Below are 16,539 nucleotides of genomic sequence, written 5' to 3' on the forward strand. Positions count from 1 at the left end.
TGACAACAACAAATTCAAAACTAGTCATGATCTTAGAATTCATGTTCTCATAAAAACAAAACCCACCCTGAATACAAGTATTAAGGATGGGAAAAAAATTGCTATGAAAAAGAAAAATTATCACTAAATGCGCTAGTGATGTCTCAAATATACAAATTTTTATTAAACAAAAATTAGCATTTTGAAATGATTCTTATCTTATTTTTTGAATTTTCTTATTATGAAAACATATCTTTTACTTTTTCAAAAAACGACTTGTCCTTACTATCTGGACTAGGTTTGAAATGATCATCCTGTGCCATTTTCTCGAAAAATTCCCTTTGTTCTTTATTCAGTGTCTTAGGGGTCCAAACGTTTACATGCACTAGTAAATCACCTTTACCATAACCATTTATACTTGGAATTCCTTTTCCTCGTAGTCGTAAGATTTTACCGCTTTGTACACCTTCTTCAATCTTAATTCTCACTTTTCCAGAAACCGTATCAATCTCTCTGGACGCACCAAGTGCTGCTTCGGAGAAACTGATATAAAGATCATAATGAAGATTATCTCCTTCACGCTGCAATTGAGGGTGCTCTAGTTCTTCGATAGCCACTAATAAATCTCCAGCGATTCCATTACCAGGAGCTTCATTTCCTTTTCCTGTAACTTTAAGCTGCATCCCATCTTCTACTCCAGCAGGAATCTTAATACTTACTGTTTCTTCTGACACTTTAAGCCCTTGTCCATCAGCATCTGAAGGTCTATGATCAATTATTTGTCCTGATCCACCACAGGTAGAACAGGTAGTAGACGTTTGCATTCTACCTAATATCGTGTTGGTAATTCTTGTAACTTGACCGCTACCATTACAAGTAGAACAAGTTTTATAGGTAACTCCTGGTGCTTGAATTTTTCGTTTTACTTTGATTTTTTTCTCTACACCATTGGCAATTTCTTCTAAAGTAAGTTTTACTCTAATACGAAGATTACTTCCTTTTACTCGACGTTGTCTTCCACCGCCACCTCCGAAACCACCGAAGCCACCAAAACCTCCGCCACCGAAGATATCTCCGAACTGACTGAATATATCATCCATATTCATTCCGCCACCGCCGAAACCACCGCCACCTTCAAAGGCTTGGTGTCCGAACTGATCATAACGGGCTTTCTTATCAGGATCGCTTAGCACTTCATATGCTTCTGCAGCTTTTTTGAACTTTTCTTCGGCCGAAGAATCTCCAGGGTTTTTATCAGGATGATATTCTATCGCTTTTTTACGGTATGCCTTCTTTATCTCAGCCTCCGTAGCATTTTTGCTAACACCTAAAATATCATAAAAGTCTTCTTTCATCTCTTTATTATTGTCCAGTTACCACCTTAGGAAAACGTATTACTTTATCTCCTAATTTATATCCTTTTTCTATGACATCAACAATCTTGCCTTTTAGCTCATCGCTAGGTGCAGGAATTTGAGTAATTGCTTCATGATCATCTGCATTAAAAGCATCTCCAGCACCAACTTCTACTTCTGTTAATCCTTTTCCTTTTAAAGTTTCTTTTAACTTATTATGTATAAGCTCTACTCCCTTTAGCAAGTCTTTATCTTCCGATTTTTCTATTTCTTTCATAGCCCGATCAAAATCGTCCAATACTGGAAGCATAGATTGCATAATCTCCTGACCAGCAGTCTTAAATAACTCTACTCGCTCTTTAGAAGTACGCTTCTTATAGTTTTCAAATTCTGCGAAAAGCCTTAGAAATTTATCCTTTTCTTTTTCAAGATCTTCCTTCAACTGCGTTTCTGTATCTTTTTCTTCTACCTCTTCTACTGCTGCTTCCTCTATTGTTGTATCAAGTACATCTTCTACCTGATCTTTTACCTCTTCCGTATTTTTATTTTTCTTACTCATGTAACCAGTACCTATTATAAGTTTATTTTCTGAAGCTGCAAAAGTACTGCCATTTTTGAATTAATGTCATAATGTCACAGGAATATTTTAGTATATATTTAAGAGTATTCATTTTCTAAAAAAATAATTTTGATGTCTGAAACTATAAACTAACATTATTATGAAATTTAAATTAGTGAATCTACTTGCTATTGCTGTGATTATTGTTTCAGCGATATCTTGTAAAGGTGAGAAAAAAAATGAAACTGAAGCTACTGCTGCAGAAGAAGTAAAAGAAGCTCCGGCAGAAGCAATCACTTTTATCGTAGATAATGCTGCTAGTACTATTGATTGGGTTGGTAAAAAACCTACAGAAAACCATACCGGAACTATAAGCATTGCTAAAGGAAAAGTAAAAACACAAGATGGAAAAATCCAGAGTGGTTCTTTTGTAATTGATATGGCTTCTATTAATGTAACCGATTTAGAAGGAGATCAAAAGGCAGGTTTAGAAGGTCATCTTAAAGGAGAAGGTGAAGGTAAAGAAGATCACTTTTTCAATGTAGCAAAGTTTCCTAATGCTTCTTTTGAAGTAACAGGTATTTCAGAAAAAGATGGTAAATCTATGATCGAAGGAAATTTAACGATCAAAGGGATTAAGAAAAACATATCTTTCCCTGCTACAACATCTATAGAAGGAGATACAATGACACTAAATAGTGAAGTATTTACTATTAATAGAACTGATTGGGGTGTGAATTATGGATCTAAATCTGTTTTTGAGAACTTAGGAGATAAATTTATTATGGATGATATAGAATTAAAGGTAAGTTTAAAAGCAAACAAAGCTTAATTCTATTCTTTATCTTAAAAGATAAAAAAAGGCTAGCGATTTAATGTTGCTAGCCTTTTTTATATTTCACACTATTATCTAAATCAGATCTTCAACAGCATGAGTAATATTATCATATTTGAAATTAAAGCCTGTTTTCATAATTTTATCACAGCACACTCTTTGACTACTAAACAATAACATGTGCATCTCACCAAGAATAAGTTTCATCATAAAACGTGGAATCCCTGGCAACAATATTTTCTTATGTAAAGCCTCTGCAATTGCATGAGTTAATTTATGGTTTGAAATAGGGTTTGGTGCCACTGCATTATACAAACCATATATTTCTTCTTGCACCACGTGTAAAAACATTCCTACTAAATCTTCTACATGTATCCAGCTTTGCCATTGTTTTCCATTACCAAAAACAGCTCCGATTCCTTTTTTAATAGGGTTGATAATTTTAGGAAATGCGCCTCCTTTATGCGAAAGCACTAAACCAATTCTAAGAAGGGTAACTTCGATATCTAAGGTTTGGAATTCCAAAACAGATGATTCCCATTTTTGAACTACTTGACCTAAAAATCCATTATCAACTTCTTCAGAATCTTCCATATAATAATTCTGAAAAGAATCTGGATAAATACCAATTGCACTTGCTGATACTATTTGGCGAACAGAATGTTTTATTGTTTTTAAAGATTCGACAAGCAATGAAGTTGTTATGATGCGACTATCAATTATTTCTTGTTTATAACGATTCGTCCATCGTTTCGCTACTGTAGCCCCTACCAAATGAATAATTATTTCAACATCCTGAAAACAATCTAGGTCTATTTCTCCTGAACTCGGATTCCAATAATATCCTTTATAATTATTTTGAGATATCAGTTTGTTTTTACTTGTTGTTAGATAATTGACATCGATGTTAGATTGATGACATAATCTTACAATTTCCTGACCAATAAGTCCAGTAGCCCCAGTAATTAAAACTTTCATTAGTAATTTTAGTTATTCCTAGTTATAAAATTAAAATGGTCTTTAAGATATGAAGAAAAATCTTCATAAAACAGATCAAATGACAATCTTATAAAATGCAAAATAATACGTGATATTAACAAAACCTATCGCTTTATTATAGGTTTAACAATGTAATTATAAGCTCTTCATTTTTTTGAGCAATCATTAAAGTGTTTATAAAATTTTAGAAGCTCTAAGCATTTCTCTTTTACCAGGTGGTCCTGGAAGCCTTTCTACCATAAAACCAACTTCTTGCATTGCTCTTCGTACACTTCCTTTTGCAGCATAGGTGACTAAAATTCCATTAGGTAACAAAGCATTGTACATTTTTTTAAAGATAGATACTTCCCATAAAGAGGGCTGAACTCTTGCTCCAAAAGCATCAAAATAAATTAAATCATAAGAATTTTCATCTTCAATATCTTCAAAGAGTTGTTCTCGCTTCAAAAGTAAAAATGTATCTGAAATAGCATGAAGATTCTCCCAAGGTTTTTGATGCAAGTCTTCAAAAATAGTTTGATGATCTGTCGCCTCAAGTTCCTTTACATAATTGAGCAGTTTTATCTCATTCGCCAAAACAGGATATGCTTCTACCCCTACATATTTAATTTTCTGATCAGCTCTAATTCCTTCTAAAAAGGTGATAAAAGCATTTAATCCAGTGCCGAAGCCTATTTCCAGAATTTTCAGTTCGTCAAGCTTTTTTGAAGTCAAAATATATTCAAATCCGTTTTTTATAAAAACGTGTTTCGCTTCATTAATAGCTCCATGTTTGGAATGGTAATGCTCATTCAATTCCGGAAAGTGAATCGTTGTAGAACCATCAGATGTGGTAATAACTTCTCTTTTCAGCCCCTTTTTCATTACTGCTTTACTAAAACCCCGTCTGCCATAAAAGAAAAGGTTTTCTTAGGACTTGTAATAGCTGCAATTTCAGCTTCAGATTTTCCTGCATCCGATGCTAAGTGTTTCAGTTCTTCTACCGAAGTCTCAGAAACATATGCTTTACCTTGTACTATGATTGTATCATTTTCGATATCTTTTGGAACAAAAAACCCATAGTTTTTAAACTTTACCATAGTTTCTTGATCATCATTTAGGGCTACTTTCATCCAGCAACCTTTAGCTTTACAAACATCATTTACAGTACTAGAAAAGGATATATCAATCGTATCTCCTTCTTTAAGATTTTCATACTTTTCAGTAATGGCATTTTTATAAAAAATGGCATCAGAAGACACTGCCTCTCCAAAATTGTTATACTCACTTATTTTTATATCCTTAACAGCAAAAGATTCTTTTTCATTTTGAACAGAATTACAAGCTACTAAACATGATAATCCTGCAAAAATTAGTGCAATTTTTTTCATAATACATGATTCTTAATAATGTTTGACAAAATTAAACATTTTTAAAATTCTTAATTTATAAGAAAAGGGTATTTTTGTTGAAAATATAAACTATTGTAAGATTTTCGAAAAGTTAAAGACTATTTAGTAGACCTTATTGAAGTTTATAATCAAACTTTCACAACCTTATAAATAATTATCGGATGAGAAATGCAGTTCCGCAGGAGATTGAAATCACCAAAGTACAAGAATCAAAAATTGGACAAGTAGATTTTAAAAACTTAGCTTTTGGTAAAGTTTTTACAGATCATATGTTTATTTGCGATTACGTCAATGGAGAATGGCAAACCCCTAAAATTGTTCCTTATGGACCTCTAACACTAGATCCTTCTGCGCGCGTATTTCATTATGGACAAGCAGTCTTTGAAGGAATGAAAGCGTACAAAGATGATCAAGGTGACACATATTTGTTCAGGCCAGATGAAAATTTTAAAAGAATTAATAAATCTGCTGAACGATTAGCAATGCCTGAGTTTCCATCAGCATTCTTTTTTGATGGATTACATACATTATTACGTATGGATAATGAGTGGATACAACCAGGTTTTGGAAATTCATTATATATACGTCCATTCGTAATCGCAACACAGCCAAGTGTTTCCGCTTCTGAAGCAGATGAATATCGTTTTATGATCATTTGTTCTCCAGCACAATCCTATTATAGTGGAGATGTAAGTGTATTGGTAGCTGAAGAATTTAGTCGTTCCGCCAATGGTGGATTTGGATATGCCAAAGCAGCAGGGAATTATGCTGGACAATTCTATCCTACTAAATTAGCAAAAGAACAAGGGTATCAGCAAATAATCTGGACAGATTCTAATACGCATGAATATGTTGAAGAAGCTGGAACCATGAATGTTTTCTTTAGAATAAATGACACCTTATTAACAGCACCTACTAGTGATAGAATATTAGATGGCATTACTCGTAAGAGTTTAATCGCTTTAGCCGAAAAGCAAGGATATAATGTAGAAGTACGACCTATAAAAGTGAGTGAAATTGTAGACGCTTTCAAAAATGGCAGCTTAAAAGAGATTTTTGGAGCAGGTACCGCTGCAGTGGTGAGCCCTGTCAAAGCTTTTGGATATAAAGGGGAGCATTATGAATTGGAAAAACAAGAAAACTCATATGCATCATATTTCAAGAAAGCTTTGATGGATATTCAGTATAACCAAGCTGAAGATCCATTTGGATGGAGAGCAAAAGTATAATGAAAAACAATAACCATATTATAAAAAAATCCGGAATCGTTTTCCGGATTTTTTTATGATTTCGATTTGTCATATGGTAGCTATCTGATTAAAAAACGATAGATTTAAAGTAATGACACATACTATATGAATCATAAAACGTTACTAAAGTAACAACTATTGAAACCTAAAAAATACCCAAATGACAAAATCACAACTCTTATATAAATTCCAAACCTTTATTTTACTTTGTTCGTTTCAGATTCTGATAGCTCAAATACCAGATGGATATTATGATACTGCAATTAATCAAGGAGGTGCTGATCTTAAATTAAAATTAAATCAAATCATAGATAACCATGTAGAATTTCCATACACAGCTTCAGAAACCGATGTTTGGGACATTCTAAAAGAGACCGACAAAGACCCAAATAATCCCGATAATGTAATCTTGATCTATTCTGGAGTAAGTATGGATGGAGATGATAGATTTAACCCTTTTAATACAAACGGATGGATTCGAGAACACGTTTGGGCTAAATCTAGAGGAGATTTTGGAACTGAAATAGGTCCAGGAACAGATGTTCACGCATTGAGACCACTAGATATAGTAACCAATGTTAGCCGTAATAATAGAGCCTTTAACAATTGTACTAATTGTGAAATAGTAGAAGATCAGTCAGGAAACGATACGGGATCTAAAAGAGATACAAATGAATATTCTTTTGAGCCAAGAGATGCTGTAAAAGGAGATGTTGCCAGAATGTTATTTTATATGGCTGTTCGTTATGAAGGATTAGACGGTTATGTAGATCTCGAACTGACAGAAACGGTACTTCCCCTTGGTGACAATACTCCTTTTCTGGGAGTGCAATCTACTTTGTTACAATGGCATCGAGATGATCCTGTAGATGATTTCGAACGCAACAGAAATGATGTCATTTATTACTCATTCCAACAAAACAGAAATCCCTTTATCGATCATCCGGAATTGGCTGAATATCTTTGGGGAAATAATGTGGGAGAGGTCTGGGGGAACACACTTAGTACCTCAGAATTTGAAACTAACACAATTCATTTATTCCCAAATCCCACACAAGATGTATTGACTATTAGGGGATTGACCACTAATACTACAATTTCGATATATGATACATTAGGAAAAAATGTTATGTCTTTTAGTGCCAAAAATGATCAGAACACTATAAATCTATCTACGTTAAAAGGTCTTTATATCTTAAAACTAACAACAAACGATTATACAATAACCAAAAAAATTGTTGTACAATAAAGTCGTATTACTGTTACTCTAAACCTATTAAACAACACTGTTGAGTCTATTTTAGAGTAACAGTTATATTTTATCTATCTAAAATCTCTCGAATATTCGGTTTAAAATAATTAGGGCCTTTGAGTACTTTACCATCTTCTCTATAGATAGGTTTTCCGTCTTCTCCTAATTTACTCATATTACTACGTTGAATTTCTTCGAAAACCTCTTCGATTTTATGTTGCATTCCATGTTCAATGATAGTACCACATAAGATATACAACATATCGCCCAAAGCATCGGCCACTTCTACCAAATCATTATTTTGAGCTGCCTCAAAATACTCTTCGTTTTCTTCTTTCATTAAATTAAAACGAAGTGTGTTTTTAGCTTCTCCTAAATCTGCCATTGGTTCATTTTTATATCCAATCTCGAATGCAGTATGAAATTCTTGTACGGCAGCAATTTTATTTTTCATGTATTTTATTTATTTGATTTTAATTTGTTCTAGCCTTACTGTCAGTCTGAGCCTGTCCAAGACTTTATGAACCCAATACTTGGTATCACTTTGACAAGCTTAGTACGACAAAATAATGCGTGATTTTATGATCTTATCTTCATATCTTTGCGGTAAAAATAACAATTTATGTTCAGTACTGGTCAGTTGATTTTTGCAGGGTGTTTTGTAGTAGCTTTTGTGGTATTAATGATTATTAGCTACAGAAAAGACCTGAAATTACATCGCAAATATTACAAGGGCAGTATTTTTATTCTCATCGGTTTTATTATCTTTATTTTCATGTTATTCGCATTAAAAGTGTATTTAAGGCCAGAATAAATTTTAGAGTAGTATCGGTTTATTTCCTATTAAATCTGCGCCAAAGACCTTCATTTTTTGAAATTTATTACTTCCGGTATTCAAATATAAATTTACTTTTTCTTCTAAATCGTTATAACTTATATTTCTATTAGCGTTTATTACTTCATTGGAGTAATGACTAAAAGCTCCTCTAGCCTCAAACTTATCTCCAATTTGATAAACATATTCCCAAGCATCTCTTGATATTCCATTAACAGCACTAATGAAAATTCTTTCTTTATTTTGAGTTCTATTTTTAACAATACTATTAAATGATAAAGGCTCATTCTTTAGTTGAAATTTTGATTGTCTTGGTAGATATTTTATTGTTGGATACTCTTTTGATAATTCCTTTTCGTCCATCCTTTTCCATGGTCTTTCTAATCCATATGAAGAACAAGCATCGAAAACCAGGATAAGTCTGGTATTTTCTTTTTGATAAGAATCAAACAAAGTATGTAATTCATGATCATATAAAATACCTTCACTAAAACAAATATATTCAGCAGAAGAGGTACTACTATACTGTTCATTTGCTCCATGACCAGAAAAAAAGATGAGACCTGTATCTCCTTCTTTGATATCTGATACAAGAAATTCTTTAATTCTTTCTTTACCTTTACTCTCCTTTACATCAAAAAACTCTTCAACTTGATAATTGAATGGGGGTTTAGTAATTATAGAAGACCAAATTCGTACATCATTATGACTCCCTTCGAGATGTTTAGAATAATTAATACTATTATTAATTCCAAATAAAATAGCTTTTCTACTCATGATAATATCCTGTTATAAATTATTAATCTAAATTACGATTACAGTATAATTAATAATATACCCATTAATCGGTATTTTCCCGTTACAAGTAGATTTGTAGCTTTACAAAAATTAATTAATCCAATAAACTATGAAAGATTCTATTTCCAAAACTTCTGATCTATTAAATACTTTTTCTACTATATCCTTTAACCAAAAACATAAAGATGTCTGGCAACCTGTATATATGAGCCAACTATATGGTACTTTTTTTGGAGTATATGGTAAATTCAATTTTGATAAGGAAAGTAATTCAATTGAAGTAGATTTTAAAACAATTAATTACAAAGGAATCATTAATATTGGAATAAAAAAGGCTGAGTTATCCAAACCTAATAGAAATAGAATACGAGTAAAGGAGTCAAAACTAGATGATCCAAAACATATTAATGTTATATCTTTCACTTTAAAGGTTGCTGGGCTTGTAGTGGAAAAAGAAAAAAACGACCAAAATCCTTATTTAAATAACCCTTTCCCCAAAAGTGATTTTTCTAAAAGAAAAGCCACCTATACCATTCCTGAAGAAATTGATATTTCAAAAGATAACTTATATTTAGAAATAATTAGAGAATTAGAGCCATTAGATGAAGGGCATTGGTCTATTCATGGAATTTTTGACAACGAACATTATTATCGTGATGGACAAAGAGATCCTTTTGCGTGGGAAGAAAATTCTGACTACATGAAATATACATCTGCAAAAACGATAAACCCAAGAGTAGACGCAAATAATCGATTAATAGATAAAATAACCCAGACTGTACAAGATGAAACTGGCAGACCGAAAGGACCTGGAGGAATTTGTCCAAGAGGTTATAATTTAATTACAACTTAATGGCTAGGATTTTTATATACTTATTTATCTTTTTTCCTTTTTATTACTCTCTCTCTTTTGAGAAAGACACAAAAACCTTAGATGAATATTATTATTTATTATCGAATTTAGAATACGAAAAATCTATAAATAAAATCTCCGAATTAACATCGTTAGAACTAAAGGAAGGTTTGACAACTTTATCAAACCTTCTTTATTATAATGGTCAAAAGGAAATTAACTTTTCAGTTATTAAAGAAATTAAAAGCATTGATCCATTAGTTATAAGCACCATCAAACTATGTAATGGATATTATAAACTTTATCATAATATTGAAAATGAAATAATATTAAAAGATTTTTTTGAAGCCTATAGTGCTGCGAAAGAGACGGAAAATTTACTTCTAATTAAATTTTGTCTATTAAGTATTTTAGAATTTTATCATTATGAGTTCTCACAGACCAATGATCAGTTCAAAAAATATTTGGATGAATATAAAGAACTAGCATCAAGTCCTATAGAAAAAACTTGGACTAACATTTATGAAATTTATTTCTCATCTCAAAGTATATTTAAAGACAAACGAAAAGCATTGAATGCTCTAAACAATCTGGAAAATCATATTAAAAAACTTCCCCAAAATCATAAAATAAGACCTCTCTTCTTATCATTAAAAGCAGTACAATTAGAGTTTATTGGAGAAAATAAACAAGCAGAAAAATATCATTTTCAAGCCTTAAACGAAAGCTCGAACTACCCGTTTTTGAAATATATTAAATTCAGAACCTGTATAAGACTAGCAGATCTCTACTATAAAACTAAAGAATACTCAAAAGGTTTAAAATATGCAGAAGAAGCAGTCAAGTTTATTGATGCTTCTGACACTCTCAGAAGTAAAATTTACATTTATAAATATAAATCTCTAAACAATAAAGGGCTAAAGAATTATAAAAAAGCGTATGAGCAACTCGAAAAATCAAAAGAATTAGAATACAAACAAGATTTTAGAAAAAACTCTTTAGAAAACTCTAAATTAGAAATACAACTTCAAACCTTAGAAAAAGAAAAAAAGATAGTTCAACTTTTAAACACAAATCTTAAAAGTGAAGCTGAACGAATTAAGAATCGAAATTGGTTAATTGGTTCTTTAGCTCTTTTACTTTTTGGCTCTATTACCACTTTTCTAATACAAAAAAACACCAAACGCAAACAACGTATTGCTGAACAAGAACGAGAAATAGAAATTCAAAAAACTGAAAAACTATTAAAAAACCAAGAATTAACCGCGATTGATGCCATGATTTCTGGTCAAGAAAAAGAGCGACAGCGATTGGCAAATGACCTTCACGACAACTTAGGTAGTACGTTAGCTACTGTAAAATTACATTTTGATCATCTAAAGAACAATCACAACAATCCAAAAGCAGAAAATATCGAAGAGCTTTATAGTAAAACCAATAATTTACTAGATGAAGCTTATCAAAAAGTTCGTAGTATTGCTCACGAAAAAAATAGCGGAGTGATGGCTAATCAAGGACTACTGCCAGCCATCAAAAAATTAGCCGCAAAAGCTTCTAACGGTAATCAATTACAAATAGACGTACAAGACTACGGATTAGATGAACGCCTGGATAACGCGCTGGAGATCTCTATTTTCAGGATGATTCAGGAATTGATTACAAATGTTATTAAACATGCCAATGCTTCCGAAATTAATATTTCATTAACCAATCACGATTCTTTATTAAACATTATTATTGAGGATAATGGAAAAGGATTTAATGCTAAAGTATTACCAGAAAAAGACGGAATGGGATTAAAAAGTATCGAAAAACGTGTAGAACATATGGAAGGTACTTTTGAAATAGATTCTACCATCGGAAAAGGAACCAATATTATCATAAACATCCCGATATGATCACAGTAGCAATTGCAGAAGACCACCAATCCTTAATAGATGGAATTGATTTGTTACTCAAATATGAAGAAGAAATCAGTATCATTGGTATGGCTAATGATGGCGAAGAATTATTATCCATCGTGAGAAGAAAACAACCTAAAGTCGTTTTAATGGATATTCGTATGCCAAAAATTGATGGTATTGCAGCCACAAAAATTATTAAAAAAGAATTACCGTATATTAAAATTATTGCCTTTTCTATGTTTGATCAGGAAGATGCTGTACGACAAATGGTAGCGGCTGGAGCTTCTGGATATTTATTAAAAAACTCACCTTTAGAAGAAGTCCTTACCGCAATTCATGAAGTAATTAAAGGAAACACTTATTACGATGCTTCAATCGATCCTTCCTTTTTCTCTGAAGACACCAATCAACAGGTAAAAAAACAAGTGTTATCCAAAAGTGAGCGTGAAATACTTACACTCATCGGGCAAGGAAAAACCTCCTCTGAGATAGCAGCCATTCGTTTTAATTCTGTCTCTACCATAGAAACACACCGAAAAAATATTATTCGCAAATTAGGACTAAAAGGAAAAGGAGAATTATTACGATATGCAATTGAGAAAAAATATGATTTTTAATATTTAAGATATTCTCTATCTAAATATTAAAAATGCAGTTAGCAAAATATTTTTATATACTTATTAAAATTGGAGTACTAGACATTGCTTCTTAAAAAAGTTGCATAAAAAAACGCCTTCTGAGGAGAAGGCGTTTTTATTCTATAAAATAATTCGTTAATTCACTTCAGGTAAAAACCCATAAGACTTGCTATATTCGAGCATCTGACTTACAAAATCTTTAGGCTGAGTAACATTGATTTTAGTTATTTCTCCATTTTCATCCATTTCTGGCACTAAAACAGGATTCACAAAACCACTGTAAGGTGCAGAAGTGAATTGCTCATTTCTTTTAAGAACTTCTGCATGAATTGTTTGATCCACTTTTACTCCATAACCTTCTACCAAATCTTCTGCCGCTTTAAAATCTCCTTCTGATTTAATACGCTGTGTTTCTTTAAGCAGCTCACCAAAGATTTCTCGCAACTTGGCATAGTCGTTAATATTAAAATATGTTTTTCCGTCTTTGCTAACTTTTTCAATTACATTGTCCTTAGCTCCTTGTTCAAACGCCCATGCACTTACCCATTGACGATTACGCATATGTGCTTCTTCCACATCATCTCCTAAGTTAAGACGTATTAACTGTGTCATCAATCCATTTCTTATGTATCCATCATAAGCAGCTTTTCCTACTTTTTCCCAATCCTCAACCAATCCAAGTTCTTGTAATTTTGGATCCATAAGATAATATAGACCTACCAAATCTGCACGTCCTTCTTCCATCGTAGACGCATAATTCTTTAATGTTTCTTTAGTCTCTCCCACTCCAGGATTTAATTGACCAGATGCATGACCTATTACTTCATGCAAAGCCGTATGCAGTTTATCTGCCAACTGTCCATATTTTTCTTCTAACTCATACTCTTCTTCATCATGAACAAATTCTTTTAATCGACCTGAACCTCCTGCATTGTTATAGGCATTAATAATATTACCTAAGGATACAGACTTTGATCCCACTGCTGCTCGAATCCAATTAGCATTTGGAAGATTTACCCCTATTGGAGTACTTGGAGATGCATCTCCAGCTTCACCAGCAACAGTAACTACTTTATAGGTTACGCCTACTACACTATCTTTTTTGTGTTCTTTCATTAATGGAGAATTATCCTCAAACCATTGTGCATTTTCGGATAAAACGGCCATTTTTTGAGACATATCAAAATCTTTAATTTGTACAATCGTTTCGTAAGAACCTCTATATCCAAGTGGATCGTTGTATACTTCTATAAAACTATTGATATAATCAATATTCCCTTCGGTAGCAGCGGTCCACGCTACATTATAATCATCCCAAATTTGTAAGTCTCCAGTTTTATAATATTCTATAAGTAACGCTAATGCATCACCTTGAGCCTTATTTTCTGCTACACCTTGCGCTTTTTCTAACCACTTAACAATTTCGTCAATAGCTGCTCCATATAAACCTCCAGATTTATAAACTCTTTCCTTCAGTTCTCCATTTTCTTTTATCAATTGAGAGTTTAGTCCATACGATAATGGTTTATCTGGATTAGGAGACTTGATTTTTCCATAAAAAGAAGTGACATCATCATTGGTCACATTAGGCCCATAAAAGTTAACTGCCGATAACGCTACATTGTCTACTCCTTTTGCTTGGTTCACTTTTTTAACATCAGCATCATTAAAAATAACAATAAGAGCATCCTCATTCAATTGCGTTTTGGTTTCTTTTAAAAGTGAAGCCAAATATTCTTTATTGAATTCTGGTGATATCTTATCATTACTATAGTGATGATGAATTCCATTCGAAAACCAAACTCTCTTCAAATAAGTTTCAAAAGATTTCCAATCTTTGCTACTTTTGTCTCCATTATAAGACGTATAAATATTCTCTAAAGCTTTACGGATTTGTAGATTGTAACGATAATTTTGATCCCACATAATATCTCTTCCACTCAACCCTGCTTGTGTAAGGTAATACACTAATTTTTGTTCTTTTAAAGTAAGATTTTCCCATCCTGGAATTTGATACCTTAAAATCTTAAGATCAGCAAATTGCTCTACAACATAATTAAAATCTTCTTCTACAACCTCTTCTTTTTCTGATTCTTGTTGACTGATCTGATCTTGTATACTTGGATCTTTTTTACAAGCAATTAGAAAAGCACTAATTGCTATAAAATACATTATACGATTAATTTTCATTTGTTTATGTTTATTATTTCCAGCAAATGTAACGAAATAAAAAAAATGTTAATTTTTAATCATTTGGAAAGTATTAATTAACATCTCAAAAAAAACAAAAAAGACCTCAACAGCCTGAAAATCTTTAAACTAAAAGCCATTTTAAAAATTGATTATCTTAGCTACTCAAATTTTCTAAACTAACTAACATGAAAATCATAAAATATTTATTTTTCCTTCTTTTAATTGCGGTTGTAGGTGGAGCTGCTTATGTAGCAATGACTGATGGCACGTTCCAATTAGAAGAAAGTAAAGTAATGGATGCACCTGATGAATTACTCTTTAATACCGTAAATGATTATAAAACTTGGGAACAATGGAATCCTTGGATGGCAGATTCTGATGATTTGATTCTAGAATACTCATCCCAAACTAGTGGCGAAGGATCTTCTTATAGCTGGAAGAGCGAATCACAAGAAGATGGAAGTATGAAAACTGTAAAAGCTGCACCTTTTTCTAGTATCGAACAAAAACTTTCTATTATAGTTCCTGTGGTTGATGAAATTAAAAATGATGTTTACTGGAAGTTTGAAAAATTAGAAGACAAAAAAACCAAAGTAACTTGGGGAATTAAAGGAGAACAAGGCTTTATGGAAAAGCTGTTTTGGATGACAAAAGATAGTACTGTAACAGAAAGCTTGAGACCAATGTACAAAAAGGGATTAGTGAAGCTTGACACTTATACTCAAGAAAAAATGAAAGAATATTCTGTTAATGTTGACGGCATAACAGAACACAGAGGAGGTTTTTATATGTATAGTGCTACCGCCTCGTCTATAAAAGAAATTCCTGAAAAAACAGCACAAATGCTACCTTCTGTTTTGTCTTATGTAAAACAAAACAACTTACCACAAACAGGAATGCCGCTTACTATATTTAATGAGTATAATGAAACCCTTGGAACAGCTATTTACTCTTCTGGAGTTCCTGTAAGAGAAGAAGTGATCACGCCATCAGATAGTAATATTTTGTGCGGTTCATTACCAAAACAAAGAGTGGTAAAAACAACCTTAAAAGGTGATTATATTAATTTAAAAGAAGCTTGGGAAGCTGGATATCAGTATATTGAAAAAAATGGTTTAGTATTAGCAACCGAATCTCCCGCATTTGAAGTCTACAGATCTGGGCCTGATGTACAACCTAATCCAGCAGAATGGATTACTGAAATCTACATACCAATACAATAATTATATAACCAACCTAACTAAAAGTCTAAGACCATTACAAAATGAAACAAATACTTCTTGTATTTATTGGTGGCGGTACAGGTAGCGTTGCAAGATTTCTTATTAGTAAATACCTAAATAGCGAAACTAGTGGTATTCCTTATGGTACGTTAACTGCAAATATATTAGGGAGTTTTCTTATCGGAATTATTCTTGGGCTCGCATTGAAAAACAATGTATTATCCCAAAATGCTGTTTTATTACTTGCTACAGGTTTCTGCGGAGGATTTACAACCTTCTCTACTTTTGCTTATGAAAACCATATGTTATTAAGGTCTGGAGATTTTATCAACTTTGCGATATATACTCTTTGTTCTTTTGTTATAGGGTTTCTTTTAGTATTTTTAGGTATGTGGCTAGTAAAATAATATGTACAGAAGGCTACAATAGGACTTTAAATCAAAAATTAAAATAATAACCAATAACCACAACAACC

General features: G+C 32.3%; 16 protein-coding genes. 8 read left to right on the forward strand and 8 right to left on the reverse strand.

Going from position 1 to position 16,539, the window contains the following annotated elements:
- Positions 1-218 precede the first annotated feature (218 nt).
- Both dnaJ and GBO31_RS08870 read right to left on the reverse strand, forming a co-directional pair.
- Positions 219-1,334 carry a molecular chaperone DnaJ gene (gene dnaJ, locus GBO31_RS08865; RefSeq protein ID WP_219007973.1) on the reverse strand — a complete coding sequence of 372 codons (1,116 nt, stop codon included), beginning with the start codon at positions 1,332-1,334 and terminating at the stop codon, positions 219-221.
- 7 nt (positions 1,335-1,341) lie between these two features.
- Positions 1,342-1,893, reverse strand: a complete 552-nt coding sequence (locus tag GBO31_RS08870) for a nucleotide exchange factor GrpE (protein ID WP_219007974.1) — start codon at positions 1,891-1,893, stop codon at positions 1,342-1,344.
- Positions 1,894-2,053: 160 nt separating this feature from the next.
- On the opposite strand from GBO31_RS08870, the gene GBO31_RS08875 reads away from it, so the two are divergent.
- A complete protein-coding gene (locus GBO31_RS08875) occupies positions 2,054-2,725 on the forward strand; it encodes a YceI family protein (protein ID WP_219007975.1) in 672 nt (223 codons plus the stop codon).
- Positions 2,726-2,803: 78 nt separating this feature from the next.
- Here the strand turns inward: GBO31_RS08875 and GBO31_RS08880 are convergent, their stop codons facing one another.
- From GBO31_RS08880 to GBO31_RS08890, 3 genes are all read right to left on the reverse strand, one after another.
- Positions 2,804-3,706, reverse strand: a complete 903-nt coding sequence (locus GBO31_RS08880; protein ID WP_219007976.1) for a TIGR01777 family oxidoreductase — start codon at positions 3,704-3,706, stop codon at positions 2,804-2,806.
- A gap of 195 nt (positions 3,707-3,901) precedes the next feature.
- Positions 3,902-4,579 (reverse strand): tRNA (5-methylaminomethyl-2-thiouridine)(34)-methyltransferase MnmD, encoded by a 678-nt coding sequence (gene mnmD, locus GBO31_RS08885; protein ID WP_219008005.1) that lies wholly within the window; start codon positions 4,577-4,579, stop codon positions 3,902-3,904.
- 11 nt (positions 4,580-4,590) lie between these two features.
- Positions 4,591-5,097 carry a DUF4920 domain-containing protein gene (locus GBO31_RS08890; RefSeq protein WP_219007977.1) on the reverse strand — a complete coding sequence of 169 codons (507 nt, stop codon included), beginning with the start codon at positions 5,095-5,097 and terminating at the stop codon, positions 4,591-4,593.
- A gap of 182 nt (positions 5,098-5,279) precedes the next feature.
- On the opposite strand from GBO31_RS08890, the gene GBO31_RS08895 reads away from it, so the two are divergent.
- Positions 5,280-6,347: a branched-chain amino acid aminotransferase gene (locus GBO31_RS08895; protein WP_219007978.1), complete on the forward strand. Its 1,068-nt coding sequence runs from the start codon at positions 5,280-5,282 to the stop codon at positions 6,345-6,347.
- A 181-nt stretch (positions 6,348-6,528) separates the two neighbouring features.
- Positions 6,529-7,617 carry an endonuclease gene (locus GBO31_RS08900; protein ID WP_219007979.1) on the forward strand — a complete coding sequence of 363 codons (1,089 nt, stop codon included), beginning with the start codon at positions 6,529-6,531 and terminating at the stop codon, positions 7,615-7,617.
- 70 nt (positions 7,618-7,687) lie between these two features.
- On the opposite strand, the gene GBO31_RS08905 is transcribed toward GBO31_RS08900, so the two are convergent.
- Together GBO31_RS08905 and GBO31_RS08910 are read right to left on the reverse strand one after the other, a co-directional pair.
- Positions 7,688-8,074, reverse strand: coding sequence for a nucleoside triphosphate pyrophosphohydrolase family protein (locus GBO31_RS08905; protein WP_219007980.1), 387 nt, complete (start codon positions 8,072-8,074; stop codon positions 7,688-7,690).
- A gap of 363 nt (positions 8,075-8,437) precedes the next feature.
- Positions 8,438-9,232, reverse strand: a complete 795-nt coding sequence (locus GBO31_RS08910) for a caspase family protein (RefSeq protein ID WP_219007981.1) — start codon at positions 9,230-9,232, stop codon at positions 8,438-8,440.
- Positions 9,233-9,362: 130 nt separating this feature from the next.
- Here GBO31_RS08910 and GBO31_RS08915 point away from each other — a divergent pair, with 130 nt between their 5' ends.
- The 3 genes from GBO31_RS08915 to GBO31_RS08925 are packed head-to-tail and all read left to right on the forward strand — an operon-like array spanning position 9,363 to position 12,627.
- Positions 9,363-10,106 (forward strand): hypothetical protein, encoded by a 744-nt coding sequence (locus GBO31_RS08915; RefSeq protein ID WP_219007982.1) that lies wholly within the window; start codon positions 9,363-9,365, stop codon positions 10,104-10,106.
- Positions 10,106-12,004, forward strand: coding sequence for a sensor histidine kinase (locus GBO31_RS08920; RefSeq protein WP_219007983.1), 1,899 nt, complete (start codon positions 10,106-10,108; stop codon positions 12,002-12,004). The genes GBO31_RS08915 and GBO31_RS08920 overlap by 1 nt, the downstream gene beginning before the upstream one ends.
- Positions 12,001-12,627: a response regulator transcription factor gene (locus GBO31_RS08925; RefSeq protein WP_219007984.1), complete on the forward strand. Its 627-nt coding sequence runs from the start codon at positions 12,001-12,003 to the stop codon at positions 12,625-12,627. The genes GBO31_RS08920 and GBO31_RS08925 overlap by 4 nt, the downstream gene beginning before the upstream one ends.
- A gap of 156 nt (positions 12,628-12,783) precedes the next feature.
- Here GBO31_RS08925 and GBO31_RS08930 read toward each other — a convergent pair whose 3' ends face one another.
- On the reverse strand, positions 12,784-14,838 hold the full coding sequence (locus GBO31_RS08930) for a dipeptidyl peptidase 3 (RefSeq protein WP_219007985.1): 2,055 nt from the start codon (positions 14,836-14,838) through the stop codon (positions 12,784-12,786).
- A 188-nt stretch (positions 14,839-15,026) separates the two neighbouring features.
- On the opposite strand from GBO31_RS08930, the gene GBO31_RS08935 reads away from it, so the two are divergent.
- Positions 15,027-16,064 carry an SRPBCC family protein gene (locus tag GBO31_RS08935; RefSeq protein WP_219007986.1) on the forward strand — a complete coding sequence of 346 codons (1,038 nt, stop codon included), beginning with the start codon at positions 15,027-15,029 and terminating at the stop codon, positions 16,062-16,064.
- A gap of 41 nt (positions 16,065-16,105) precedes the next feature.
- Positions 16,106-16,471 (forward strand): fluoride efflux transporter CrcB, encoded by a 366-nt coding sequence (gene crcB / locus GBO31_RS08940; RefSeq protein ID WP_219007987.1) that lies wholly within the window; start codon positions 16,106-16,108, stop codon positions 16,469-16,471.
- Positions 16,472-16,539 lie beyond the last annotated feature (68 nt).

The organism is Aquimarina litoralis (assembly GCF_019295435.1).
Classification (GTDB): Bacteria; Bacteroidota; Bacteroidia; order Flavobacteriales; family Flavobacteriaceae; genus Aquimarina; species Aquimarina litoralis_A.